The sequence below is a fragment of the Streptomyces sp. NPDC030838 genome (assembly GCF_055572035.1).
The window spans coordinates 259720-283139 of record NZ_JBVIED010000014.1; the positions used below are offsets into that span (position 1 = coordinate 259720).

At 71.9% G+C, this 23420-nt stretch carries 22 protein-coding genes; 6 read left to right on the top strand and 16 right to left on the bottom strand.

Features of this window, described 5'->3' with window-relative positions; genetic code table 11:
• Nucleotides 1–5 precede the first annotated feature (5 nt).
• The gene (locus tag ACZ42A_RS30840; RefSeq protein WP_468530567.1) at nt 6–1370 is read right to left on the bottom strand and encodes a glutamine synthetase family protein; all 1365 of its coding nucleotides are present in this window, start codon (nt 1368–1370) and stop codon (nt 6–8) included.
• Nucleotides 1371–1446: 76 nt separating this feature from the next.
• On the opposite strand from ACZ42A_RS30840, the gene ACZ42A_RS30845 reads away from it, so the two are divergent.
• Nucleotides 1447–2205 carry a FadR/GntR family transcriptional regulator gene (locus ACZ42A_RS30845; RefSeq protein WP_468530568.1) on the top strand — a complete coding sequence of 253 codons (759 nt, stop codon included), beginning with the start codon at nt 1447–1449 and terminating at the stop codon, nt 2203–2205.
• A gap of 123 nt (nt 2206–2328) precedes the next feature.
• Nucleotides 2329–3036: a gamma-glutamyl-gamma-aminobutyrate hydrolase family protein gene (locus tag ACZ42A_RS30850; RefSeq protein ID WP_468530569.1), complete on the top strand. Its 708-nt coding sequence runs from the start codon at nt 2329–2331 to the stop codon at nt 3034–3036.
• Nucleotides 3037–3102: 66 nt separating this feature from the next.
• Here ACZ42A_RS30850 and ACZ42A_RS30855 read toward each other — a convergent pair whose 3' ends face one another.
• A complete protein-coding gene (locus tag ACZ42A_RS30855) occupies nt 3103–4050 on the bottom strand; it encodes a LysR family transcriptional regulator (RefSeq protein WP_468530570.1) in 948 nt (315 codons plus the stop codon).
• A gap of 70 nt (nt 4051–4120) precedes the next feature.
• Between ACZ42A_RS30855 and ACZ42A_RS30860 the strand changes: the two genes are divergently transcribed.
• The gene (locus ACZ42A_RS30860) at nt 4121–5245 is read left to right on the top strand and encodes a TDT family transporter (protein WP_468530571.1); all 1125 of its coding nucleotides are present in this window, start codon (nt 4121–4123) and stop codon (nt 5243–5245) included.
• Here ACZ42A_RS30860 and ACZ42A_RS30865 read toward each other — a convergent pair.
• From ACZ42A_RS30865 to ACZ42A_RS30880, 4 genes are all read right to left on the bottom strand, one after another.
• A complete protein-coding gene (locus ACZ42A_RS30865; protein ID WP_468530572.1) occupies nt 5157–5876 on the bottom strand; it encodes a helical backbone metal receptor in 720 nt (239 codons plus the stop codon). The two genes, ACZ42A_RS30860 and ACZ42A_RS30865, sit on opposite strands and share 89 nt — an antisense overlap.
• Nucleotides 5873–6442 carry a helix-turn-helix domain-containing protein gene (locus ACZ42A_RS30870; RefSeq protein WP_468530573.1) on the bottom strand — a complete coding sequence of 190 codons (570 nt, stop codon included), beginning with the start codon at nt 6440–6442 and terminating at the stop codon, nt 5873–5875. The genes ACZ42A_RS30865 and ACZ42A_RS30870 overlap by 4 nt, the downstream gene beginning before the upstream one ends.
• A 398-nt stretch (nt 6443–6840) precedes the next feature.
• Nucleotides 6841–8670 carry an ABC transporter permease/substrate binding protein gene (locus ACZ42A_RS30875; RefSeq protein WP_468530574.1) on the bottom strand — a complete coding sequence of 610 codons (1830 nt, stop codon included), beginning with the start codon at nt 8668–8670 and terminating at the stop codon, nt 6841–6843.
• The gene (locus ACZ42A_RS30880; protein WP_468530575.1) at nt 8670–9743 is read right to left on the bottom strand and encodes a quaternary amine ABC transporter ATP-binding protein; all 1074 of its coding nucleotides are present in this window, start codon (nt 9741–9743) and stop codon (nt 8670–8672) included. Before ACZ42A_RS30880 ends, ACZ42A_RS30875 begins: the two co-directional genes overlap by 1 nt.
• A gap of 200 nt (nt 9744–9943) precedes the next feature.
• Here ACZ42A_RS30880 and ACZ42A_RS30885 point away from each other — a divergent pair, with 200 nt between their 5' ends.
• The 3 genes from ACZ42A_RS30885 to ACZ42A_RS30895 all read left to right on the top strand — a co-directional run bounded on the left by ACZ42A_RS30885 (nt 9944) and on the right by ACZ42A_RS30895 (nt 12968).
• Nucleotides 9944–10873, top strand: a complete 930-nt coding sequence (locus ACZ42A_RS30885) for a 5'-3' exonuclease (RefSeq protein WP_468530609.1) — start codon at nt 9944–9946, stop codon at nt 10871–10873.
• Between the two features lie 197 nt (nt 10874–11070).
• Nucleotides 11071–11922 (top strand): siderophore-interacting protein, encoded by an 852-nt coding sequence (locus tag ACZ42A_RS30890; RefSeq protein ID WP_468530576.1) that lies wholly within the window; start codon nt 11071–11073, stop codon nt 11920–11922.
• A gap of 116 nt (nt 11923–12038) precedes the next feature.
• On the top strand, nt 12039–12968 hold the full coding sequence (locus ACZ42A_RS30895; RefSeq protein WP_468530577.1) for an RluA family pseudouridine synthase: 930 nt from the start codon (nt 12039–12041) through the stop codon (nt 12966–12968).
• On the opposite strand, the gene ACZ42A_RS30900 is transcribed toward ACZ42A_RS30895, so the two are convergent.
• From ACZ42A_RS30900 to ACZ42A_RS30945, 10 genes are all read right to left on the bottom strand, one after another.
• On the bottom strand, nt 12962–14422 hold the full coding sequence (locus ACZ42A_RS30900; RefSeq protein WP_468530578.1) for a cytochrome P450: 1461 nt from the start codon (nt 14420–14422) through the stop codon (nt 12962–12964). The genes ACZ42A_RS30895 and ACZ42A_RS30900 overlap by 7 nt on opposite strands.
• A 34-nt stretch (nt 14423–14456) precedes the next feature.
• Nucleotides 14457–15077, bottom strand: a complete 621-nt coding sequence (locus tag ACZ42A_RS30905) for a GTP-binding protein (protein ID WP_468530579.1) — start codon at nt 15075–15077, stop codon at nt 14457–14459.
• Nucleotides 15058–15453, bottom strand: coding sequence for a DUF742 domain-containing protein (locus tag ACZ42A_RS30910; protein ID WP_468530580.1), 396 nt, complete (start codon nt 15451–15453; stop codon nt 15058–15060). Before ACZ42A_RS30910 ends, ACZ42A_RS30905 begins: the two co-directional genes overlap by 20 nt.
• On the bottom strand, nt 15450–15860 hold the full coding sequence (locus ACZ42A_RS30915; protein WP_468530581.1) for a roadblock/LC7 domain-containing protein: 411 nt from the start codon (nt 15858–15860) through the stop codon (nt 15450–15452). Before ACZ42A_RS30915 ends, ACZ42A_RS30910 begins: the two co-directional genes overlap by 4 nt.
• Nucleotides 15857–17542 carry an ATP-binding protein gene (locus ACZ42A_RS30920; protein ID WP_468530582.1) on the bottom strand — a complete coding sequence of 562 codons (1686 nt, stop codon included), beginning with the start codon at nt 17540–17542 and terminating at the stop codon, nt 15857–15859. The genes ACZ42A_RS30915 and ACZ42A_RS30920 overlap by 4 nt, the downstream gene beginning before the upstream one ends.
• A gap of 321 nt (nt 17543–17863) precedes the next feature.
• On the bottom strand, nt 17864–20716 hold the full coding sequence (locus ACZ42A_RS30925) for a DEAD/DEAH box helicase (RefSeq protein WP_468530583.1): 2853 nt from the start codon (nt 20714–20716) through the stop codon (nt 17864–17866).
• Nucleotides 20717–20756: 40 nt separating this feature from the next.
• Nucleotides 20757–21647, bottom strand: coding sequence for a diacylglycerol kinase (locus ACZ42A_RS30930; protein WP_468530584.1), 891 nt, complete (start codon nt 21645–21647; stop codon nt 20757–20759).
• 31 nt (nt 21648–21678) lie between these two features.
• Nucleotides 21679–22632: a twin-arginine translocase subunit TatC gene (gene tatC, locus ACZ42A_RS30935; RefSeq protein WP_468530585.1), complete on the bottom strand. Its 954-nt coding sequence runs from the start codon at nt 22630–22632 to the stop codon at nt 21679–21681.
• 47 nt (nt 22633–22679) lie between these two features.
• Complete coding sequence (gene tatA, locus ACZ42A_RS30940; protein ID WP_468530586.1) at nt 22680–22964, bottom strand: Sec-independent protein translocase subunit TatA; 285 nt, start codon at nt 22962–22964, stop codon at nt 22680–22682.
• A 261-nt stretch (nt 22965–23225) separates the two neighbouring features.
• Complete coding sequence (locus ACZ42A_RS30945) at nt 23226–23420, bottom strand: hypothetical protein (RefSeq protein ID WP_468530587.1); 195 nt, start codon at nt 23418–23420, stop codon at nt 23226–23228.

Genomic DNA, 23420 nt, shown 5'->3' on the forward strand with positions numbered 1-23420 from the left:
GTGCCTCACATCCGTTCGAAGGAGCGGCGCAGCTCCCAGTCGGTCACCGCGGCGTCGAAGGCGGCGAGTTCGACGCGCGCCATGTTGCGGTAGTGGTCGACCACCTCGGCGCCGAACGCGGCCTTGGCGACGGGGCTGTTCTCCCACAGCTCGGCGGCCTCGCGCAGGGTGGTCGGCACCTGCTCGTACCCGGCGGTGTAGGCGTTGCCCGGGCAGGCCTCGGGCAGCTCCAGCTCGTGCTCGACGCCGTACAGGCCGGCGGCCACCATCCCGGCGACCGCGAGGTGCGGGTTGACGTCGCCGCCGGGGAGCCGGTTCTCGAAGCGCAGGGAGCGGCCGTGGCCGACGACGCGCAGCGCGCAGGTGCGGTTGTCATGGCCCCAGGCGACGGCGGTCGGGGCGAAGGAGCCGGGCTGGAACCGCTTGTAGGAGTTGATGTTCGGGGCGTAGAGGAGGGAGAAGTCGCGCAGGGCGGCCAGTTGTCCGGCCAGGAAGTGGCGCATGAGCGGGGACATGCCGTGCGGGCCGTCGCCGGCGAAGGCGGGCCGGCCGTCGGCGTCCGTGACGGACAGGTGGATGTGGCAGGAGTTGCCCTCGCGCTCGTTGTACTTCGCCATGAAGGTGAGGGACATGCCCTCCTGCGCGGCGATCTCCTTGGCGCCGGTCTTGTAGACGGCGTGCTGGTCGCAGGTGACCAGGGCCTCGTCGTAGCGGAAGGCGATCTCGTGCTGGCCCGGGTTGCACTCGCCCTTGGCGGACTCGACGGTCATCCCGGCGCCGGCCATCTCGTTGCGGATGCGGCGCAGCAGGGGCTCGATGCGGCCGGTGCCGAGCACCGAGTAGTCGATGTTGTACTGGTTGGCCGGGGTGAGGCCGCGGTAGTTCGCGTCCCAGGCCTGTTCGTAGGTGTCCTTGAAGACGATGAACTCCAGCTCGGTGCCGACCTGGGCGGTGAGGCCGAGTTCGGCGAGCCGGTCGAGCTGGCGGCGCAGGATCTGGCGGGGCGCGGCCACCACCGGGGAGCCGTCCTCCCAGGCGAGGTCGGCGACGACGAGGGCGGTGCCCGCGTTCCAGGGGACGCGGCGCAGGGTGCTCAGGTCCGGGTGCATCGCGAAGTCGCCGTAGCCGCGGTCCCAGGAGGACATCGCGTAGCCGTCGACGGTGTTCATCTCGGCGTCGACGGCGAGCAGGTAGTTGCAGCCCTCGGTGCCGTGTCTCATCACTTCGTCGAGGAAGAAGCGCGCGGCGAACCGCTTGCCCTGGAGGCGTCCCTGCATGTCCGGGAAGGCGAGGACGACGGTGTCGATCTCACCGCCCGCGACGAGGGCGTGCAGCTCCTCGACGCTCAGCGGGGGTGTGCGGTCTGCCACGGGGAGGTCTCCTTCGGTCAGCCGGGAGCCCTAAGGTATGAGGGACGACCATTACTTGGGAAGGGGGCACGGCCACATGGCACTGGATCCGGTGGAACCCGCCGGCGCCGACGCTGTCGCGGGGGCCGGGGACCGGCTGGCCCCGGTCCTGCGCCCCGTCCGCGCGGGCAACGGTTTCGAGGAGGCGCTGGAGCAGATCCTCCAGGTCGTCCGGCTCGGCCTGGTGCCCGGCGGCGAGCGGCTGCCGGCCGAGCGGGAGCTGGCCGAGCGGCTGGGGATCAGCCGGGTGACGCTGCGCGAGGTGCTGAAGGTGCTCCAGGACCAGGGTCTGGTGGAGTCGCGGCGCGGCCGGTACGGCGGAACGTTCGTGCTGGAGCGCGCGGACCCTGTCGGCGAGGACGAGCTGCGGCGCCGGGTCGCCGGGGTCGACCTGGAGGACGTCCTGCGCTTCCGCGAGGTGCTGGAGACCGGCGCGGCCGGGCTGTGCGCCGCGCACGGGCTGACGGACGCGCAGGCGGGGCGGCTGCGCGAGGCGCTGGCCGGCACCCGGGACGCCCCGCTCGCCGACTACCGCCGCCGGGACACCCTGCTGCACCTCACCCTCGCCGAACTGTCCGGCTCCCCCACGCTGACCGCGCAGTACGCGGCGGTCCGGGCCACGGTGAACGACCTGCTCGACTGCATCCCGCTGCTGGTGCGCAACCTCGAGCACTCCCAGCACCAGCACACCGCGCTGGTGGAGGCGGTGCTCGACGGGGACGCGGACGGGGCGCGGGAGATCATGCGGGAGCACTGCGCGGGGACGGCGGCGCTGCTGCGCGGGTTCCTGGGCTGAGCCTCTCGCCGCGCGGCCCGCGCACTCGCCGTGCGGCCCGCATACTCGCCGCGCGGCCCGCACACTTGCCGGGCGGCCCGCACCTCGGCAAAGGTATGGGGTGAGTCCATTACGGGAGGTCGGATGACGGACAGGCGGCCGCTGATCGGCATCAGCACCTACCTGGAGACCGAGGCGCGCTGGGGCGTCTGGAGGCTGGACGCGGCCCTGCTGCCCGCCGGATACCCACGGCTGGTGCGGCGCGCGGGCGGCCTGGCCGCGATGCTGCCGCCGGACGCGCCCGAGCACGCGGCGGCGACCGTGGCCCGCCTCGACGGCCTGGTGATCGCGGGCGGCCCCGACGTCGACCCGGCCTGCTACGGCGCCGAGCGCGACCCCCGCACCGGCCCGCCGGCCCGCGAACGGGACGCCTGGGAACTCGCCCTGATCGAGGCGGCGCTGGCGGCCAGGGTGCCGCTGCTCGGCATCTGCCGGGGCATGCAGCTGCTGAACGTGGCCCTCGGCGGCACCCTCGTCCAGCACCTCGACGGCCACGCCGAGGTGGTCGGCGTCTTCGGCCGCCACCCGGTCAAGCCGGTCCCGGGCACGCGGTACGCCGCGATCGTCCCCGAGGAGACCTCCGTACCGACGTACCACCACCAGGCCGTGGACCGCCTCGGCACCGGCCTGATCCCCAGCGCCCACGCCGCCGACGGGACGGTCGAGGCGCTCGAACCGCCGGACGCCGGCGCCTGGACGCTGGGCGTCCAGTGGCACCCGGAGATGGGCGAGGACATCCGCGTGATGCGCGCCCTCGTCGAGGCCGCCACGACAGCCCGGCCCGCGTCCTGAGCCAGGCCGGCGCGGCGTCGCCCGACGGCACGGCAACCCACCCCTGGGCGCCCGGCCGGCGCCGCCCTACCGCCGCGTCAGCGACAGCAGGTCCCGTGCCGGGCCCGCCGGGCGGTGGCCTGTGCGCCAGACGGCGCGCAGGTCGCGGCGGAGGCTGACCTGGTCCAGGGGGACGCTGACCAGGCGGCGGGTGGACAGCTCCTCGCGGACGGAGAGTTCGCTCAGGACGGCCGGGCCCGCACCGGCGACGGCGGAGGCCTTCACGGCGGTGGTGGAGGACAGTTCGATCAGCGGGCGGGCCAGGCCGCCCAGGGCGGCGTCGAGGACCTGGCGGGTGCCGGAGCCCTTCTCGCGCAGCACGAGGGGTGTCGAGGCGAGTTCCCCGGCGGAGAGGGGGCGGCGACGGCGGGCCCAGGGGTGGCCGGGGGCCGTGACCACGATCAGCTGGTCGTGCGCGACGACCGCCGAGTCCAGCCCGGCCGGCACCGACAACCCCTCCACGAAGCCCAGGTCGGCCTCGTCCGCCAGCAGCCGCTCCGCCACCGCCGCCGAGTTGCCGGCGAGCAGTGACACCGCCGTGTCGGGCCGCTGGGCGCGCAGTGCGAGCAGCCAGCCCGGCAGCAGATACTCGGCGATGGTCATGCTGGCCGCGACCCGCAGCCGCGAGTCCCGCCGGTCCCGCAGCGCCTGCGCGCCCGCGTCGAAGGCCTCCGCCGCCTCGACGACCCGCCGGGCCCAGTCGGTCACCAGCGCACCCGCGTCGGTGAGCCGGGAGCCGCGCGGCGAGCGGTCGACCAGCGCCACGCCCAGCTGGCGTTCCATGGAGCGGATCCGGCTGCTGGCCGCGGGCTGGGTGATGCCGACCTCCCGGGCGGCGGCGCCGAGGCTGCCGAGCCGCGCGACGGCCAGCAGCAGCTCCAGGGCCCCCAGGTCCGGCACCCGGTGCGCCAGCGATCCGGCCGGCGCGGACTCCTCCGTTCGGTCGGGGCCGCTTGTGTCACTCGTCCTGCTCATAAGGCCAGTTTATGCCCTCATAGAGACATCATCCCTGGTGGCAGCCGCCCGCGGGCGAGACGGTGAGCACATGGTCACCGCAGTCCGCCACCTCGGCCCCAACTGGTACGCCTCCGTGATGGGAACCGCCGTCGTCGGCACGGCGGGCGCCGCGCTCCCGCTGCCCGTCCCGGGGCTGCGCACCGCCTGCACCGCCGTCTGGGCCCTCGCGCTCGCCCTCCTGGTGACCCTGCTCGCCGCCCGCGCCCTGCACTGGACCCACCACCGCGACCAGGCCCGCGCCCACCTCCGCGACCCCGCGACGGCCCCCTTCTACGGCTGCCTGGCGATGGCCCTGGTGGCGGTGGGCGGCGGTGCTTTGACGCTGGGCCGGGACTGGCTCGGCGAGCCGGTGGCGGTCGGACTCGGCGCGGTGCTGTTCGTCGCCGGTACGGCCGTGGCGCTGTCGGCCGCCGTCGCCGTCCCATACCTGATGGCCGTACGCCACCGCGTGCGGCCGGACCAGGCGACTCCTGTCTGGCTGCTGCCGCTGGTCGCGCCGATGGTGTCGGCCGCGGTCGGGCCCCTGCTGGTGCCGCACCTGCCGCCCGGGCAGGCCCGGGAGACCCTGCTGTTCGCCTGTGTCGGGCTGTTCGGGCTGAGCCTGCTCGGCACGCTGCTCATGCTGCCGCTGGTCTTCGCCCGGCTGGTCACGGCCGGTCCGCTGCCGCTCGCGCTGACCCCGACCCTCTTCCTGGTGCTGGGCCCGCTGGGCCAGTCCACCACCGCGGCCGGCATGTTCGCGGACGTCGCGCCGCTCGCCGTACCGCACGCCCACGACGCCTGGTTCGCGCTGCCCGCCGTGCTGTACGGGGTGCCCGTGATGGGGTTCGCGCTGCTGTGGCTGGGACTCGCCACCGCCCATGTGGTGCGGGCCCGGCGGCAGGGCATGGGCTTCGCGCTGACCTGGTGGGCGTTCACCTTCCCGGTCGGCACCTGTGTCACCGGCGCCGCGTCGCTGGCCCGGCACACCGGGCTGGCGGTCTTCGACGGGCTCGCGATCCTGCTGTACGGCGTGCTGGTCGCCGCCTGGGCCACGGCCGCCGCGCACACCGCGCGCGGCCTGGTCAGCGGCCGGCTGCTCGCAGCGCCGCGCCCAGCACCCGCGGCGCCTCGGCCAGCGACGGCCCGTACCACGTCAGGTGCCGTCCGCTGACCAGCGCGCAGGGCAGCCCGGGGAAGGCCTCGGGGCCGTCGTCGGCGGTGAAGCGGTACGGCTCGTCGGGCAGCACCACCAGCTCCGGTCCGGCGGCGTTCAGCTCGTCGAGCGGGATGCGCGGGTAGCGGTCGGCGTGGTCCGCGTACAGCTGGTCGACGCCGAGCCGGGCGAGGACGTCGCCCGCGAAGGTGTCCCGGCCCAGCACCATCCAGGGCCGCCGCCAGATCGGCACCACGGCGGTCGTACGCCGCTCCGGTACCGGCGGGGACGACCAGGCCGCCTCGGCCTCGTCCAGCCAGCGCGGCCGGGAGCGCGCCCCGCACGCGGCCAGCACCCGGTCCAGCTCGCGGAAGGCCTGCGGCACGTTCCGCACCTCGGTGACCAGCACCTCGACACCCGCCACGCGCAGGGCGTCCAGGTCGGGGGCGCGGTTCTCCTCCTCGTTGGCGATCACCAGGTCGGGGGCGAGCGCGAGGATCCGGTCGGTCTTCGGGTTCTTGGTGCCACCGACGCGGGTGACGTCCAGGTCCGCCGGATGGCTGCACCAGTCGGTGGCACCGGCCAGCACGCCGGGCAGGGTCACGGCCACCGCCTCGGTGAGCGACGGCACCAGCGAGACGACCTTCACTGACGGTGCCGGTCCTGGACGGCCTCGATGTGTTCCGCCACGGCCACGACCAGCACCCGGGTCTCCGGCACGGTGGCCCGCCAGCGGTGGCGGACGCCGCCGGTGAGGTACAGGGTGTCGCCGCGGCCCAGGCGGTAGGCCCGGCCCTCGGCCTCGATCTCGACCTGGCCGTCCGCGACGTACATCAACTGGTCGTTGCGGTGCTGGAACTCGCGGCCCGCGTCATGGTCGCCGGTGAACTCCGAGGCGTGCATCTGGTGGTGGCCGCGGACCAGGGACCGCACCTGCGGTTGGGGCGCCGGCTCGGTCTCCTCGGAGCGCACCACGTCGACGCTGCACGCCGGGTCGGCGGCGGCGAGGAGCTCGACGGCGGTGGTGCGCAGGGCGTCGGCGACCTTCTCCAGGGAGCTGCGGCTGGGCCGCGCCCGGTCGTTCTCGACCTGGCTCAGGAAGGGCACCGACAGGCCGCTGCGCTCGGCCACGACGGCGAGGGTGAGCTCCAGGGCCCGGCGCCGCCGCCGGACGGCCGCGCCCACCCGAAGGGGCTGCTCTTTGTGGTCGCCCATCGCTCCGGCTCCCTCCTTCGCTCGCCGTGCTGCTGCCGATGAGTAGTTCTCTGCACCCTACGCATGTTCGGCAAACCGTTTCATGGGCCCGTCACATCGACGACACACTGCGTGGGGTGAGACCTCACAGTTCGCGCCAGTGGATCACCTCTCCCCGCTCCCCGGGAGTGCGGCCCCGAGCCGGCACCGGCCCTCGAACCGTACGAGTGTTCGCTCATTCTTTTCAATGCGGGCGCGGTCCGCGATGTTCCTGGCCGCTGCCGGACCCTCGCTCGGGGATGGGCGTAGCGCTGTGTGGTTGTCCGGATCCTTTTCGTACGTCCGCCGTACAACGCGAGGGGCGGGCCACACCACACCGGTGCGGCCCGCCCCTCGCTCAGGCGGCCGGGTCCGTCAGGTCACCCCGCCGCCTGGCTCTCGGAGTCCCGGCCGTCGACCGGGGCCCACTGGTCCACCAGGCCGGGGTTCTGCTTCAGCCAGGTGCGGACGGCGTCCTGCTCCTTGCCCTTGCCGGACTTCTGGATCTGCGCCTCCAGGCTCGTCAGCTGCTTCTCGGTCATCGAGAAGTCCTTGAGCCAGCGGCCCACCTCGGGGTTCTCCTCGGCGAAGCCCTTGCGGGACAGGGTGTGCACCCCGTCGCCCTCGCCCCAGGCGCCCTTGGGGTCCTTGAGCTTCTTCAGTTCGTATTCGCTGTACGCCCAATGCGGTGACCAGAGCGTGACGGCGATGGGCTGCTTCTTGGCGTACGCGCGCTTCAGCTCGGCGAGCATCGCGGGCGTGGAGCCGTCGACGACGTCGTACGCGCCCTCCAGGCCGTACTCCTTCATCACCTTGCTCTTGAGCAGGCCCATCATCCCGGCGCTCGGCTCGATGCCGACGATCTTGCCGCCGAGGTCACCGGCGTGCTTCTTCAGGTCGTCGAGGGTGTTGACGTCCTTCATGTACGCCGGGACGGTCAGCTCCAGCGAGGTCGGTCCGTACCACTTGCCGAGGTCGTCGAGCTGCTTGCCGTACTTCGCCCAGTACTCGGCGTGGGTGGTGGGCAGCCAGGCGTCGGTCTGGAAGTCGACCTGGCCGGTGGCGAGACCGGTGTAGAGCGGTCCGGCCGCGTACTGGGTGGTCGTGACGTCGAAGCCGCGCCGCTCCAGGATCTCCTTCCAGAGATACGTCGAGGCGATGCCCTCGTCCCACGGGATGTACCCGATGGTGATCTCCTTGCCCTTGCCGACGTTCGAGGCGGAGGCCTCGGCGGTGCCGGCGGAGGAGCCGAAGACGCCCATGCCGCCCGCGACGAGCGCGAGGACGGCCACGCCGACGAGCGGGACGACCGGGCGGGGGCGGTGGGCCCAGACGGCCTTCACGCCGCTCGCGACCCGGGCCTTGGCGGCGGCGCGGCGGCCGAGCGGGGAGATCTGCGTGCCGAGCGCGCTGGTCATCCGGTCCAGGTAGATGGCGAGGACGACGATCGCGACGCCCGCCTCGAAGCCGTAGCCGATCTCCAGCTGGCCGATGGCCTCGTTGACGGCTCCACCGAGGCCGCCGGTGCCGGCCATGCCGGCGATGACGACCATCGACAGACCCAGCATGATCACCTGGTTGACGCCCGCCATGATCGTCGGCAGGGCGAGCGGCAGCTGGACCCGCAGCAGGGTGTCCCGGGGTGTGGTGCCGAACGCCTCGGCGGCCTCCACCAGTTCCTTGTCGACCTGGCGGATGCCCAGCTCGGTCATCCGGACGCCGGGGGCGATCGCGAAGATCAGCGTGGCGATGACACCGGCGGCGGTGCCGAGACCGAAGAAGAGGATGGCCGGGATCAGCAGCACCATCGACGGCATGGTCTGGAGCAGGTCCAGGACCGGCCGCACGGTCGCGCTGACCCGCCGGGAGCGGGCCGCCCAGATGCCCAGCGGGACGGCGATCACCAGGGCGATCACGGTCGCGACGAGCACCAGGGAGAGGGTCGACATGGCCCGTTCCCACAGGTCGAGCGAGTCGACCAGGGCGAACCCGGCGAAGGCGAGCACGCCCGCGACCAGGCCGCGCAGCCACCAGGCCAGCACCGCGAGGATGCCAGCGAGCAGCAGCGGCTCGGGTGCGGTGAGGACGGCGTTGATGCCGTCGTACATGCCCTCGACGACCGTCTTGACGGCGTCGAAGAGCCAGGAGAGGTGGTTCAGCAGCCAGTCGACACCGGAGTCGACCCAGTCACCGAGCTGAAGCCTGGGCATCAGGCGGTCACCGTCCCTTCGCGCGGGTTGTCACAGGGCACGGGTCCGCGCTCCTCGTCGCCGAGGAAGCCGACGAGGCGCTGCCGCGGGACGACGCCGACGACCTTCCGCCCGGCGTCCAGGACGGTGACCGGGTGCGGCACGCGCGCGCTGATCGCGCACAGCTCGGCGAACGGGGTGTCCGGCGTCGCGGTCTCGCAGCCGCAGGTCCCCTCGTCGCCGTGCAGCGCGGTGTCCATCACGGCGGCGGCGGTCAGCACCCGGGAGCGGTCGACGTCCTGGATGAAGGAGGCGACGTAGTCGTTCGACGGGCGCAGCAGGATGTCCTCGGCCGTGCCGGTCTGCACGATCCGGCCGTCGCGCATCACGGCGATACGGTCGCCGAGGCGCATGGCCTCGTTGAGGTCGTGGGTGATGAAGACGATCGTCTTCTTCAGCGTCTGCTGGAGGGTGAGCAGCTGGTCCTGCATGTCGCGGCGGATCAGCGGGTCCAGGGCGCTGAAGGACTCGTCCATCAACAGCAGGTCGGCGTCGGTGGCGAGCGCCCGGGCCAGGCCGACGCGCTGCTGCATACCGCCGGACAGCTCGTCCGGCCAGGACTTCTCCCAGCCCGCCAGACCGCACAGGGCCAGCGCCTCGCCGGCGCGCCGCTCGCGCTCGGCGCGGGGCACGCCCTGCACGGCCAGGCCGTAGGCCGCGTTCTCCAGCACGCTGCGGTGCGGGAACAACGCGAAGTGCTGGAACACCATGCTGATCTTCCGGGCCCGCACCTCGCGCAGCTCGCGGTCGCCGAGCGCGGTCAGGTCCTGCCCGTCGAAGCGGACCGTTCCGACGGTCGGCTCCAGCAGCCCGTTGAGCATGCGCAGCAGGGTGGACTTACCGGATCCGGACAGGCCCATGACGACGAAGATCTGACCGGGTTCCACGGTGAAGGAGGCGTCGATCACGGCCGCCGTGGTGCCGTCCGCGCGCAGCTCCTCGCGGTCGGCACCGGCGCGGAGCCGGTCGACTGCCTCGTCCGGTCGTCTGCCGAACACCTTGTACAGATGGTCGGCCTCAAGCCTGGATGACACACGTACCTCTCGTCATGGACGGCAACAAAAAACAGAGCGATGGGGGCGCAGGAATCAGTTCAATGCGCAACCGGCATCGCTCCGAGGCGGCGCCTGCCCGAGTCCATTCAGGCCAAACGCACAAGTGGGACAGCTCACGGGACAGGCGCACTGCGCAACGCGTTCCCCGTGCCGGGAAGCTGTCAGTGGCGTACGGCATGATGCGAGGCGTGACCGGACGACTGATGCTCCTCGACACCGCCTCGCTCTACTTCCGCGCCTACTTCGGCGTCCCGGAGTCCGTGAAGGCCCCGGACGGCACGCCGGTGAACGCCGTGCGCGGACTGCTGGACTTCATCGACCGCCTGGTCAAGGACCACCGCCCGGAACACCTGGTGGCCTGCATGGACGCCGACTGGCGCCCGAAGTGGCGGGTCGACCTGATCCCCTCCTACAAGGCGCACCGCGTCGCCGAGGAGCACCCGGTGGGTCCGGACGAGGAGGTGGTGCCGGACACCCTGTCGCCGCAGGTGCCGGTCATCGAGGCGGTGCTCGACGCGCTCGGCATCGCCCGCGTGGGGGTCGAGGGGTACGAGGCGGACGACGTCATCGGCACCTTCACCGCCCGCGCCGCGGGCCCGGTCGACATCGTCACCGGCGACCGCGACCTGTACCAGCTGGTGGACGACGTGCGCGGGGTGCGGGTGCTGTACCCGCTCAAGGGCGTCGGCAGCCTCCAGGTGGCCGACGAGACGTGGCTGCGCGAGAAGTACGGCGTCGACGGCAGCGGGTACGCGGACCTGGCGCTGCTGCGCGGCGACCCGAGCGACGGCCTGCCGGGCGTGCCCGGCATCGGCGAGAAGACCGCCGCCAAGCTGCTCGCCGAGTTCGGCGACCTGGCCGGCATCCAGGCGGCCGTCGACGACCCGCGCGCCAGGCTCACGCCCACTCAGCGCAGGCGGCTGACCGAGGCGCGCCCGTATCTCGCGGTGGCTCCGAAGGTGGTGCGCGTGGCGGACGACGTTCCGCTTCCGGACGTCGACACCACGCTGCCGCGCGCCCCGCGCGACCGCTCGGAGCTCGAGGCTCTCGCGGCGCGATGGGGGCTGGGTGGCTCCCTGCAGCGGCTGCTGGTGACGCTGGAGGCGTGAGGGTACCCGGTCGACCGCGGGGCCGGACGGGGCGGCGCCCGGCGCCTGTCCGGGCGGCGCTCGTGCGGCGCTGCGCCCGCGCTCGACGTGCGACGAAATCGCGACACGCACACGAAACTCTGGATGGAGAGGTGTGAGCCGAGTGGGGGGAGATGCTAACTTAGGTAAGCCTAAGTTCAGGGAGCAGGGAGGCCGTCATGGCAGAACGTCCGGCCAGGAAGCCGCGGAGGGCCCACTCGGCGCAGGTCGTCCGCACCGAACGGCTCACCCCGCACATGCAGCGCGTGGTGTTCGGCGGCGAGGGCCTCGCCCACTTCACCGCGGGCACGCACACCGACCACTACGTGAAGCTGCTGTTCCCGCCGTCCGAGGGCATCACCTACCCCGAGCCGTTCGACATGGAACGGATCCGTGAGGAACTCCCCCGCGACCAGTGGCCGGTGACCCGGACCTACACGGTACGGGCCTGGGATCCCGAGGTGCGCCAGCTGACCCTGGACTTCGTGCTGCACGGCGACGAGGGCCTGGCCGGCCCGTGGGCGATGCGCGCCCGGCCGGGCGACACCATCCGCTTCCTGGGCCCCGGCGGCGCCTACGCCCCGGACCCCGACGCCGACTGGCATCTGCTCGCCGGTGACGAGAGCGCGCTGCCCGCCATCGCGGCCGCCCTGGAGGCACTGCCCGACGGCGCCGACGTCCGGGCCTTCGTGGAGGTCGCCGGCCCAGAGGAGGAGCAGAAGATCGACTCCGATGTGGAGGTCGTCTGGCTGCACCGCGGCGACCGTCCCGTCGGCCAGGCCCTGGTCGAGGCCGTCCGCGCGCTGCCCTTCCCCGAGGGCCGGGTGCACGCCTTCGTGCACGGCGAGGCCGCCGGTGTGAAGGAGCTGCGCCGGCTGCTGCGCGTCGAGCACCAGGTCCCGCGCGAGGACCTGTCCATCTCCGGCTACTGGCGCCTCGGCCACAACGAGGACGGCTGGCAGGCGGCCAAGCGGGAGTGGAACGCGCGGATCGAGCAGGAGCAGGAGGGCGCGACCCCGTCGGCCGCGTAGCCGACCGGAGGCCGTACATCGTCAGCGGGAAGGCCGTACGACGCCGACCGGAGGCCGTGCGAGGCCGACGGAGCGCGCGCAAGCCGTCCCGGTGCGAGCGCTTACGCTGGACGGCGATGAGACGCAGGACCCGCATACCGCCCGCCCCGCTCCCCCAGCGCCATGGGGTCGACCCGGTGCGGGTGCGGCTGCCCGCCGAGGGGCCGTGGGCCACCGTCCGGGACCATCTGGTGGAGCGACTGTCGGGCGCGGGGCCCGGGGTCGTCGACGGGATGTTCGATGCCGGCCGGATCGTCGGCGCGGACGGCACGGCGGTGGCGGCGGACGCGCCGTTCGTGCCGGGAATGTTCGTGTGGTTCCACCGGGAGCTGCCCGAGGAGGTGCCGGTGCCGTTCCCGCTGCGGATCGTGCACCGCGACGAGCACATCGTCGTCGTCGACAAACCGCACTTCCTCGCCACCACGCCGCGCGGCAGCCATGTCGCCGAGACGGCGCTCGCCCGGCTCCGCCGCGAGCTGGGCGTGCCCACGCTCGGCGCCGCGCACCGGCTGGACCGGCTCACCGCCGGGCTGGTGCTGTTCACCGTGCGGCCCGAGGAGCGGGGCGCGTACCAGACGCTGTTCCGGGACCGGCTGGTGCGCAAGGAGTACGAGGCGGTCGCGCCGTACGATCCCGCGCTCACCCTGCCCCGGACCGTGCGCAGCCGGATCGTCAAGGAGCGCGGGTCGCTGACCGCCGTGGAGGTGGCGGGCGAGCCGAACGCGGTCAGCCGGATCGAGCTGATCGAGCACCGGGACGGTCTGGCCCGGTACCGGCTGGTGCCGGGTACCGGGCAGACCCATCAGCTGCGGGTGCACATGAACGCGCTGGGCGTGCCGATCCTCGGTGACCCGCTCTATCCGGTGGTGACCGACCCCGTCCCGGCCGGCGACTTCCGCAGCCCGCTGCAACTGCTCGCGCGGGAGCTGGAGTTCACCGATCCGGTGACGGGGGCGGCGCACCGCTTCCGCAGCGACCGGACGCTCGCCGCCTGGACCGGTCAGTAACCGCGCCACCAGCGCAGGAAGCGCTGCCAGGCGCCCGGCTTGCGGACCGGTTCCGGCTCCGGCTCGGGCTCGGGTGCGGGAGCCGGAGCGGCGGGGGCCGGCTCCGCCAGGGGCAGCTCCCAGGACGGGGCCTTCGGCGGGTTCGGCGTATGGCTCGGCATCTGCTCGACGTCCTGCTGGGGCCTCGGCGCGAACTGCACCGGGAGCTCCACCAGATGACGGGAGGCGATGGACTCCCGCCAGGTCAGCTCGTCCTCCTCGCAGTCGAGCTGTACATCCGGCAGCCGCCGCAGCAGCGCGTCGACACCGACGTCGGCGATGATGCGGCCGATGTCCTGGCCGGGGCACTCGTGCGGGCCGCCGCCGAAGGACAGGTGGGAGCGGTTGCCCATCATGCTGGCCTTCAGGTCGGGACGCACCCGCGGGTCGACGTTGCCGGGCGCGGGGGCGAAGAGCAGCCCGTCGCCCTTGCGGATCTGCCGGCCGCCGAGTTCGGTGTCCTGCTTGGCGAAGTAGGCGAAGACCGTACTGAACGGCGGCTCGTCCCACAGGGACTGCTCGACCGCCTGGCCGACGGTCATCTGCCCGCCGTTCAGCTGGGCCCGGAACCCCGGGTGGGTGAGCACCATGCGCAGCGCGTTGGCGAGCAGGTTGGCCGTGGCCTCGTAGGCGGCGATCAGCACCACCCGCAGGTGTTCCCTGACCTCGTCGTCGGTCAGGTTGGCCTCGTGGGAGACGAGCAGTCCGGCGATGTCCTCGTCGGGCTCGGCCCGCCGGCGCGCGGTGAGCCGGGCGAGGGCCTCCATGATGTACGCGTTGCTGGCGATCGCGGTCTCGGTGCCCTTGAGCATGTCGCGGGCGGAGTGCACGATCCGGTCGTTGTACTCCTTCGGCATGCCCAGCAGGTCGCACATCACCGCCATCGGCAGATGCTCGGAGTACTGGTTGACCAGGTCGGCCTCGCCCCGCTCGCAGAACCTGTTGACCAGGGCCTGGGCATGCCGGTAGATGTGCCGGCGCAGGATGCGGTAGTTGATGGGCTTCATGGCGTGGGTGACCGCCCCGCGCAGCCGCCGGTGCTCGTCGCCCTCCGCGTGGGAGCAGATGGGCTGCCAGGCGATGTGCGGCATCAGCGGATGGTCGGGCTTGACCCGGCCCTCCACGAGCGGGGTCCAGATCCGGCTGTCCCGGCTGAACACCGCCGGTGTGCCCACCAGCCGCAGATTCTCCGCGTGGCCGAGGACCACCCAGATCGGCACGTCGTCGTGGAGCAGCACGGGCGCCACCGGGCCGTGCTCCTCGCGCAGCTCCTCGTACAGGGAGCGCAGATCCAGGGGCTGAGGGCCGTAGAGCCGCTTCGGTGTGCCGCTGCCGAGGCCGTGCGCGGGGCAGCCGGGGGGCGGGGCGGGGGTGAGGTCGTCCGTACCGGTGGTGGTGGGGATGTCAGACGTCACGGTGGGTCGCTTTCCAGGCGTCTTGGGCCGGTCGTCACTTGAGCCGGCCGGTCAGGGCGAGGTTGTGCAGGAAGCGCATCAGGGTCATGAGGACGTCCCGGCTGGAGGCCCGGCGGCGGGCGTCGCACTCGATGATGGGGATCTCGGGCTCCAGGTCGAGGGCGGTGCGCAGTTCATCGATGGGGTAACGGGGCGCGTCGGGGAAGGTGTTGACGGCGACCACGAAGGGCACACCGCGTTCTTCCAGCCGCCCCATCACATCGAAGCTGACCTCCAGGCGGCGGGTGTCGACGAGGACGACCGCGCCCAGCGCGCCTTCGAACAGTCCGTTCCACAGGAACCAGAACCGCTCCTGGCCGGGGGTTCCGAACAGGTACAGCACCAGCTTGTCGGAGATGCTGATCCGGCCGAAGTCCATCGCCACGGTGGTGGCGGTCTTGGTGTCGGAGCCGAAGTTGTCGTCGACCCCGATGCCGGCCTGGGTCATGGTCTCCTCGGTGGTCAGCGGACGGATCTCGCTGACCGCACCGACCATGGTGGTCTTGCCGACCCCGAACCCGCCCACGATCACGATCTTCACCGCGGCCTGTGCCGTGTGCGGCAACTGGTCCTCGGCGCGTGGGCCGGGAATGGTGTCAGAGCTTTTGAAGTCCATGCATCACCGCTTCGAGGAGGGAACGGTCAGGGAGCGCCTGGCGGACGATCGGGGCGCGCGCCTGCACCAGTCCGCCCGCCAGCAGCTCGGTGAGCAGCACGGACACCACGCTGAACGGCAGTTCGAGGTAGGCGGACAGCTCGGCCGCGGAGAGCGGAGCCTCGCACAGCCGGAGCACCGCGGACTGCTCCGGCGGCAGGGAGCCGGAGTGCTCGGGGCGCGCCACGAATAACGTGACCAGGTCGATGTCGGCGGGACCGCCGTTCCCCTCGCCGATCAGATACAGCCGTTCGGGGTTCTTGCCCTCCCCCTCCTTCGGGGGTGCCGGATCCGGTTCTCGCTTGGGGTGGCGCCTCTGGCGTTGCGGAGGAGTCATACGCTCTTCCCGTTCCGCCGGGGCGGACTGGTGAGGTGCATGCCGAGGCGCACGATGAGGTCCCGCATCCGGCCGCTCATCAGCCCGGGTTCGGTGCGGATGTCGGAGAGCACGGCGAGGTAGGCGTTGTCGCCGGCGTTCATCAGGTAGAAGTAGCCGCCGTCGACCTCCATCAGGAGGAGGCGCATCTCGCCCTTCTCGCTGGCCTCGATCTCGTCGGTGATGGCGTGGGCCAGGCTCTGCATTCCGGCGCAGGCCGCGGCGACCCGGTCGGCGGCGTCGGGGTCACCGCCGTAGCGGGCGATCCGCAGTCCGTCGGCCGACAGCACCACGATCATCTCGATGCCGATGGTTCCGTCGACGAGGTCGCGGAGCATCCAGTCGATGTTGCCTCGCTGCTGAATCACGTGAAGTCCCCCTCGTCGTCGACCTCGTCACGGGCCGGTTCGTCCTTGTTGACCTGGTTTTCCTTGAGCAGGTGGGCATAGGCGGCCGGGTTGCGGGTGAACCCGGTCGGGTCGCCCGGGTTGTCCTTCTTCAGCCCCTCGTAAAAGGACTCGACCCACAGACCCGGCAGGGGCTGTTCCTTCTTCTCCGGCTCCGGCTCGGGCTCGGGCTCCGGCTCGACGGGGGCCCACGGGTTGGCCTCCCTGGCCTTCCTGGCGGCCGCGTGCTCGGCCGCCTCCTTCACCGCCTGGTCCCAGGCCGCCTCTTCGGCGATCCGCTGGCTGAGGGGGGTCTTCACCCGGCTGCGGCGCTGCGGCAGCCCGCCCTCCGTCCACTCGGTGACCACGGGGACCTCGTCCTCCATGGACACCGTGGCGGGGATGCGCGGGTTGGTGGGGCGGCGGATCTTGGGCTTGCGCTTGGGGCCTTCGAGGGCGTCGGGCCCACGCGAGGCCACGGACTGGGCGCCGATGCCGTGCGGGACGAAGCCGAGCACGCCGGGCTCGTCGGTCATCATGATCCGCGGCACCACGAGCACCGCCCGCAGACCGCCGTACGCCGAGGAGCGCAGGGCGATCTGCATGTCGTACGTCTTGCACAGACGGCCGACGACGGCGAAGCCGAGCCTCGGGACGTCCTCGATGACCTCGAGGTCGGTGCCGTCCATGGCCTGCTGCAGCAGCTCCTCGAGGCGCTCGCGGGACTCCTCGTTGAGGCTGGGGCCGCAGTCCTCGATCTCGATGGCGACGCCGTACTGCACCTCGTGCGCGGTGACGTGCACCTGGGTCTGCGGCGGCGAGTAGCGGGTGGCGTTGTCGAGGATCTCGGCGCAGGCGTGGATGATCGGCTCGACCGCGGTGCCCTTGATGTTGACCTTGGCGATGGACTTCAGCTCGATGCGCTTGTACTCGAGGATCCGGGACATGGCGCCGCGCAGCACGCTGTAGAGAGCCACGGGCTGCGGCCACTGGCGTCCGGGGCGGCCGCCGCCGAGGACGGAGACCGAGTCGGCGAGCCGGCCGATCAGCGCGTTGCCGTGGTCGATGCGCAGCAGGTCCTGGAAGACCTCGTGGTTGCGGCCGTGGTCCTCCTCCATCTCGCGGAGTTCCTTGGCCTGCTGGTGGACGATGGCCTGGACGCGCTGGGCGACGTGGACGAAGGACTGCTGGGCACCCTCGCGCTGGACGACCTCGCTCTCCACCGCCTTCAGGACCGCCTTCAGCAGGTCGGCGTGGGGTTTGCGCAGTTCACGGAAGCCCGGCTCGTGCTGCTCCAGGCGGTAGATCACCTCGCGGGTCGGCAGTCCGCGGCGCAGCCACTGGACCGCGCGGGGCAGCACCTCGTGGGTGAACCGGCCGAGCAGCTGGTCCTGTTCGGCGAGGCGCTGCTCCAGGTACGCGCTGCGCCGGGCGTGTTCGGCCTGCTGGCCGCGGAGCGCCCGGCCGCGCCGGGCCGCCTCGACCGCGGTCAGGAGGACCAGCAGCGTGGCGATGCCGCCGCACAGGCCGACCGCGAGCCGGGCCGAGTGCGCCACCACGGCGACGGCGGCTCCGGTCGCCGCGGCCATCACTATGGCCGGCGGCAACAGCACGCGGGCGTACGGCAGTTCACGGCGTCCGGGCGGGTTTTGAACACTCACCATGTGGGCCCTCTGAAACGAATCGGCTGGGTGTCGGGCGAGTTTGCGTGGGGAAGAGTCATGGAAATGTCTGGGTATTCACGACGATTGGGAACAGACGCACGAATTCAACGCAACTCGGTGCGCTGCGGGCGAGCTTAGTCCGACCGGATCATCGCCGTGTCATATTCGGCAACCACCTGAAACGGTCTGTGGTCACGGGGTACGCTCGACTCCATTTACACGCACGGAGATCATTCGCACACGGCCCGTCACGGCGAACGGGCATGCGAAAGCCGTTCACCACAACGGGTGAACGGCTTCACTCACGGGTCCGGGGAGTGACTACCCCACAGACGAGTAGGCGACCACGCCCCGCAGCAATCCCTCAACCGCCTTGCGCGCGGCCTTCGGCACGGTGGAGCCCTCCGCAGGAGCCGCCGCCTGGATCTGCCCCAGCACATCGATCACCTGCTTGCACCACCGCACGAAGTCCCCCGCAGGCATCTCCGCCTCGCGCAGCACCTCGTCGAGCCCCTTCCCGGAGGCCCACATGTACGCGGCCCAGGCGAACCCGAGATCGGGCTCGCGCTGCCCGACACCCTCGGTCTGATTGATGCGGTACTCCTCCTCCAGGGCGTCCAGCCGCCCCCAGATCCGCACCATCTCACCGAGCGAGGCCTTCGCCTTGCCGGACGGCAGCTTGGGCGCCAGCGCGTCGTCGCCGACCCGCGCCTCGTACACCAACGCGGAGACACACGCGGCCAGTTCGGCGGGACCGAGGCCTTCCCAGACCCCCTCCCGCAGGCACTCGCTGGCCAGCAGGTCCAGCTCGCCATAGAGCCGGGCGAGCCGCTTGCCGTGCTCGGTGACCTCGTCGTCGCGCAGATAGTCCAGCTCGGTCAGCAGCGCCACGATCCGGTCGAAGGTCCGCGCGATGGTGTTCGTACGGCCCTCGATACGGCGCTCCAGCTGCCTGGTGTCCCGCAGCAGCCGGTGATACCGCTCGGCCCACCGGGCGTGGTCCTCACGGTCGTTGCAGCCGTGGCACGGGTGCGCCCGCAGGGCCGCCCGCAGCCGGGCGATCTCGCGGTCGTCGGCGGCCTGCGAACGCCGCTTGCGGTGCCGCTCGGGCGTGATGTGCCCGGCCTTGGTGCGCAGCGCGGACGCCAGGTCCCGGCGGGACTGCGGCGAGCGCGGGTTGAAGGACTTCGGGATCCGCATCCGCTCCAGCGGCTCGACCGGCACCGGGAAGTCGATCGACGCCAGCCGTTTGACCTGCCGCTCCGCGGTGAGCACCAGCGGGCGCGGCCCGTCGTGCTGCTCGAAGCCCCGGTGCCCGTTGGAACGTCCGGCGGGCAGGCCCGGGTCGAGCACCAGCGCGAGACCGGCGTACTTGCCGGTCGGGACGTGGATGACGTCACCGGGCTTGAGCCGCTCCAGCGCGACGGCGGCCTCGGCGCGCCGCTGCGCCGCGCCCTGCCGGGCCAGCTCGGTCTCGCGGTCCTTCAGCTCCCGGCGCAGCCGCGCGTACTCCTCGAAGTCGCCGAGGTGGCAGGTCATGGAGGCCTTGTAGCCCTCCAGACCCTCCTCGTTGCGCTGCACCTGCCGGGAGATGCCGACGACCGACTTGTCGGCCTGGAACTGGGCGAACGAGGTCTCCAGCAGCTCGCGCGAGCGGTGCCGCCCGAACTGCTCGACCAGGTTGACCGCCATGTTGTACGACGGCTTGAAGCTGGACCGCAGCGGATACGTCCGGGTGCCCGCGAGGCCCGCCAGGTGCTCGGGGCTCATCCCGCGCTGCCACAGCACGACCGCGTGCCCCTCGACGTCGATGCCCCGGCGTCCGGCCCGGCCGGTCAGCTGGGTGTACTCGCCGGGGGTGATGTCGGCGTGCTGCTCGCCGTTCCACTTGACCAGCTTCTCCAGCACCACCGACCGGGCGGGCATGTTGATGCCCAGCGCCAGCGTCTCGGTGGCGAACACCGCCTTGACCAGGCCGCGGACGAACAGCTCCTCGACGACCTCCTTGAACGTCGGCAGCATGCCCGCGTGGTGGGCGGCGATACCGCGCTCCAGGCCCTCCAGCCACTCGTAGTACCCGAGGACGTGCAGGTCCTCGCGCGGGATCGACGCGGTGCGCTCCTCGACGAGCGCCCGCACCCGGTGGCGGGCCTCCTCGTCGTTGAGCCGCAGCCCGGCGTACAGGCACTGCTGGACGGCGGCCTCGCAGGCGGCGCGGCTGAAGATGAAGGTGATGGCCGGCAGCAGTCCTTCGGTGTCCAGCCGCTCGATCACCTCGGGGCGGCTCGGCGTCCACACGCGCGAGCGCTGGCGGCGCTCCCGCTCCCGGTCGGCCTCGCGCATCGCCCGCCCGCGCCGGCGGTCCTGGAACGACGGCCGGGTGGCCTCCATGCGCGCCATGCGGGTGAGGTCGGGGTTGACGGCCTTCTTGTGGCCCTCGCCCTCCTCGAACAGGTCGTACATCCGCCGCCCGGCGAGGACGTGCTGGAACAGCGGCACGGGCCGGTGCTCGGCGACGATCACCTCGGTGTCGCCGCGGACGGTGTCCAGCCAGTCGCCGAACTCCTCGGCGTTGGACACGGTCGCCGACAGTGAGACCAGCGTCACGGACTCGGGGAGGTGGATGATCACCTCTTCCCAGACCGCGCCGCGGAAGCGGTCGGAGAGGTAGTGCACCTCGTCCATGACCACATAGCCCAGGCCGAGGAGGGTCTGCGAGCCGGCGTAGAGCATGTTCCGCAGCACCTCGGTGGTCATCACGACCACGGGGGCGTCGGAGTTGACGCTGTTGTCGCCGGTGAGCAGGCCGACCTTCGCCGTGCCGTAGCGGCGGCACAGGTCGTTGTACTTCTGGTTCGACAGCGCCTTGATGGGTGTCGTGTAGAAGCACTTCTTGCCCTGCTGCAGGGCGAGGTGGACGGCGAACTCGCCCACGATCGTCTTGCCCGAGCCGGTGGGAGCGGCCACCAGCACGCCCTTCCCCGCCTCGAGGGCCTGGCAGGCCTCGATCTGGAAGGGGTCGAGGCCGAAGTCGTACATCTCGCGGAAGGACGCGAGCGCGGTGGCCTGCTCGGCTGCCCGCCTGCGGGCTGCCGCGTACCGCTCGGCCGGTGAGAGGTCCTGTGTCATCGTGCTTTCGAGCGTACCGGGCCGCACTGACAACAGGACGATCATTATGCGGATCCGATCCTGTGAATCCGGCGATAGCCGCAGCTCAGGGGCCCACGACCCGGATCGCCCCGGGGACGCAGCGCGCGGTCAGCGGCAGCGGTCCGAGCGGTTCGCCGTCCGCGTATCCGGTGATCCCCTCGGCCGCGATCTCGATCCTCGCCGCCCGGTGCACGGTGACCCGGGGATGATCGACGTGCCCGCCCCGGTACACCGTCGGGAACACCCGCAGCAGCGTCCGCCGGGAGCAGTCCCCGACCACGGTGATGTCGAACAGCCCGTCGGTGGGATCCGCGCCGGGGCAGATCCGCATCCCGCCGCCGTACGACGCCCCGTTCCCGACCGCCACCAGCGTCGCCTCGATCTCCCGTACGGCGCCGTCGTCGAGGGTGATCCGGTACGGGAACGGCCGGAACGCGGCCAGCTCGGCGAGCATGGCGAGGTCGTACTTGAGGCGGCCGGCGGGCCGGCGCATCCGGTTGCCCCGGTCGTTGACCCGGGAGTCGAAGCCGGAGGCCAGCACGGTGCCGAACCAGCGGTCCCCGACCCGGCCCAGGTCGATGTCGCGCAGCCGGCCGTCCTTGAGGGCGTCGGCGATCAGCCGGCCCGCGGCGGCCGGGTCCCGCACGGGCAGGCCGAGGGTGCGGGCGAAGTCGTTGCCGGTGCCGACGGCGACCAGGCCGAGCGGGACGCGGGTGCCGGCGACGGCCTGGAGCGCCAGGTTGACCATGCCGTCCCCGCCGACGGCGATCAGGGCGCCGGTGCCGTCCGCGACGGCGGCACGCGCGCGGGTGAGGGCGTCCCCGGCGTCCGCGCCGAGGACCGTCCGCACCGAGAAACCGGCCGCCCGCAACGCGGAAGCGGCCGGCTGCGCCGCGTGGGCGCCCCGGCCGCGGCCCGCGGTGGGGTTGACGAAGAGGGTGATCTCGCTGGTCACGCCAGTGACCCTACGAGGTGCCTCGCGGTCCTCAGGTCACGTCGTCATAACCGTTGACCCGGTCCCTGGTGGCCTGCTCGGGGAGCGCGGGGGCGGCGCTGACGGTCTCGATCTCGCCGATGTCCTCGGGCGTCAGGTCCAGCTCGGAGGCCTCGTCGTCGGCGGGGCCCAGGGCCTCGCGGCGGCGCTGACGGCGGTCGTTGAGGAGCGCGATGGCGACGGCGCCGAAGTACAGGATCCAGATCGGCCCGGCGAGCGCCAGCATGGTCAGCGGGTCGGTGCTGGGCGTGGCGATGGCCGCGAAGACCGTGATGCCCATGATCATGCCGCGCCACCAGCCGGCCATCCGCTTGCCGGAGATGGCGCCGGTGAAGTTCAGCATGACCAGCAGCAGCGGCAGCTCGAAGGAGAGGCCGAAGACGATGACCATGCGGGTCACGAGGTCGAGCAGATCGTCCAGCGGCAGCAGGTTGTCGACGCCGAACGGCGTGAACTCGATCAGCACCTTCGCCGTGGTGGGCAGCACCTTGTAGGCGAAGAAGGCGCCGAGGAGGAAGAGCGGGAATCCCGTGCCGACGAACGCGTAGGCGTACTTCTTCTCGTGCTTGTGCAGGCCGGGCGCGATGAACGCCCACAGCTGGTAGAGCCAGACCGGCGCGGCCAGGACGACACCGGCCATGAGCGACACCTTCAGCGCCAGTGTGAAGGGCGTCAGCAGACCGTTGATGGTGATCTGCGCGCACGGCTCCTTGGCGTCCTCGGGCAGCTTCGCCAGCTGCTCGAAGGTCTGGTCGCAGCCGACCGACGTCAAGATCGGCTCGGTGAAGAAGTTGATGATGTCGTTGTAGAAGAAGGCGGCGACGACCGTGACGGCGACGATCGCCAGCAGCGCCTTCGCGAGCCGGTTGCGTAGCTCACGAAGGTGTTCCGCGAGGGGCATCCGCCCCTCGGGATCCCTCTCCTTTTTGCGGGCAGACTTCAGCAACCCACGTTCCCATCTCGTGCGGCGGGCCGGAGGTCACCGGCCCTGCGTCAGCGCTTGGTCGTGTCCGTCGGCTCGGTGACCGGGCGGGAGCTGGTCACGTCGCCGGGGGCGGCCTGGATGACGCGCTGCGCGGGCTGCTCGTCGGTGGTGTGCGGGGGGTCGGCCGGAGCGGAGGACTTGCCGTCCTCCTTCATGGCCTTGGCCTCGCTCTTGAGGATGCGCGCGGACTTGCCGAGCGAGCGGGCCATGTCCGGAAGCTTCTTCGCGCCGAACAGCAGGATGATGACGACGAGGATGAGGATGATCTCGGGGGCTCCGAGCTTCCCGAACATAGGCTTTTACCTTCTCACCGAGGCGGGTGGGTGGGTGGCTGTCCGACCGGTCGGACAGATGTCCGAACGACCGTGCTGGCAGCGATCGTAACGCTCAGGGGTAAACGTCCGGCAATCCCCGTGCGTACTCCCGTTCCGCGGTCCGGGCCTCGTTCTCCGGGCCGCGACCAGCAGCGTACCTGCCGGGTGGGGCAAGTTGACAGGGCGAAGCGGTCCAAAGCACATGAACCCGCCGGACTCACAGGGGCCGCACAGCGCCCCTCAGAGCGCGTCCGCGGAGCGGGCCGCGCTGACGGCGGCACGTTCCAGGTCCTCGGCGGCCCGGTTGATCCGGCCCGCGGACTCCGCCACTTGGCGGCCGAGGCGCCGGGCCTCCACGAACACCCGCACGGCGAGCACACCGAGAACGGCGAGACCCAGAAAACCCACAGCAACCGCGAACATCGGCCAGAACAT

Bases quoted from the DNA above. Each gene is read 5' to 3' on its own strand.
- ACZ42A_RS30905 (WP_468530579.1), bottom strand. From the start codon at position 15,077: ATGGACTTCAAAAGCTCTGACACCATTCCCGGCCCACGCGCCGAGGAC.
- ACZ42A_RS30890 (WP_468530576.1), top strand. From the start codon at position 11,071: ATGGCAGAACGTCCGGCCAGGAAGCCGCGGAGGGCCCACTCGGCGCAG.
- ACZ42A_RS30875 (WP_468530574.1), bottom strand. From the start codon at position 8,670: ATGCCCAGGCTTCAGCTCGGTGACTGGGTCGACTCCGGTGTCGACTGG.
- ACZ42A_RS30850 (WP_468530569.1), top strand. From the start codon at position 2,329: ATGACGGACAGGCGGCCGCTGATCGGCATCAGCACCTACCTGGAGACC.
- ACZ42A_RS30895 (WP_468530577.1), top strand. From the start codon at position 12,039: ATGAGACGCAGGACCCGCATACCGCCCGCCCCGCTCCCCCAGCGCCAT.
- ACZ42A_RS30945 (WP_468530587.1), bottom strand. From the start codon at position 23,420: ATGTTCTGGCCGATGTTCGCGGTTGCTGTGGGTTTTCTGGGTCTCGCC.
- ACZ42A_RS30860 (WP_468530571.1), top strand. From the start codon at position 4,121: ATGGTCACCGCAGTCCGCCACCTCGGCCCCAACTGGTACGCCTCCGTG.
- tatA (WP_468530586.1), bottom strand. From the start codon at position 22,964: ATGTTCGGGAAGCTCGGAGCCCCCGAGATCATCCTCATCCTCGTCGTC.
- ACZ42A_RS30920 (WP_468530582.1), bottom strand. From the start codon at position 17,542: ATGGTGAGTGTTCAAAACCCGCCCGGACGCCGTGAACTGCCGTACGCC.
- ACZ42A_RS30925 (WP_468530583.1), bottom strand. From the start codon at position 20,716: ATGATCGTCCTGTTGTCAGTGCGGCCCGGTACGCTCGAAAGCACGATG.
- ACZ42A_RS30910 (WP_468530580.1), bottom strand. From the start codon at position 15,453: ATGACTCCTCCGCAACGCCAGAGGCGCCACCCCAAGCGAGAACCGGAT.
- ACZ42A_RS30885 (WP_468530609.1), top strand. From the start codon at position 9,944: ATGCGAGGCGTGACCGGACGACTGATGCTCCTCGACACCGCCTCGCTC.
- ACZ42A_RS30845 (WP_468530568.1), top strand. From the start codon at position 1,447: ATGGCACTGGATCCGGTGGAACCCGCCGGCGCCGACGCTGTCGCGGGG.
- ACZ42A_RS30870 (WP_468530573.1), bottom strand. From the start codon at position 6,442: ATGGGCGACCACAAAGAGCAGCCCCTTCGGGTGGGCGCGGCCGTCCGG.
- ACZ42A_RS30855 (WP_468530570.1), bottom strand. From the start codon at position 4,050: ATGAGCAGGACGAGTGACACAAGCGGCCCCGACCGAACGGAGGAGTCC.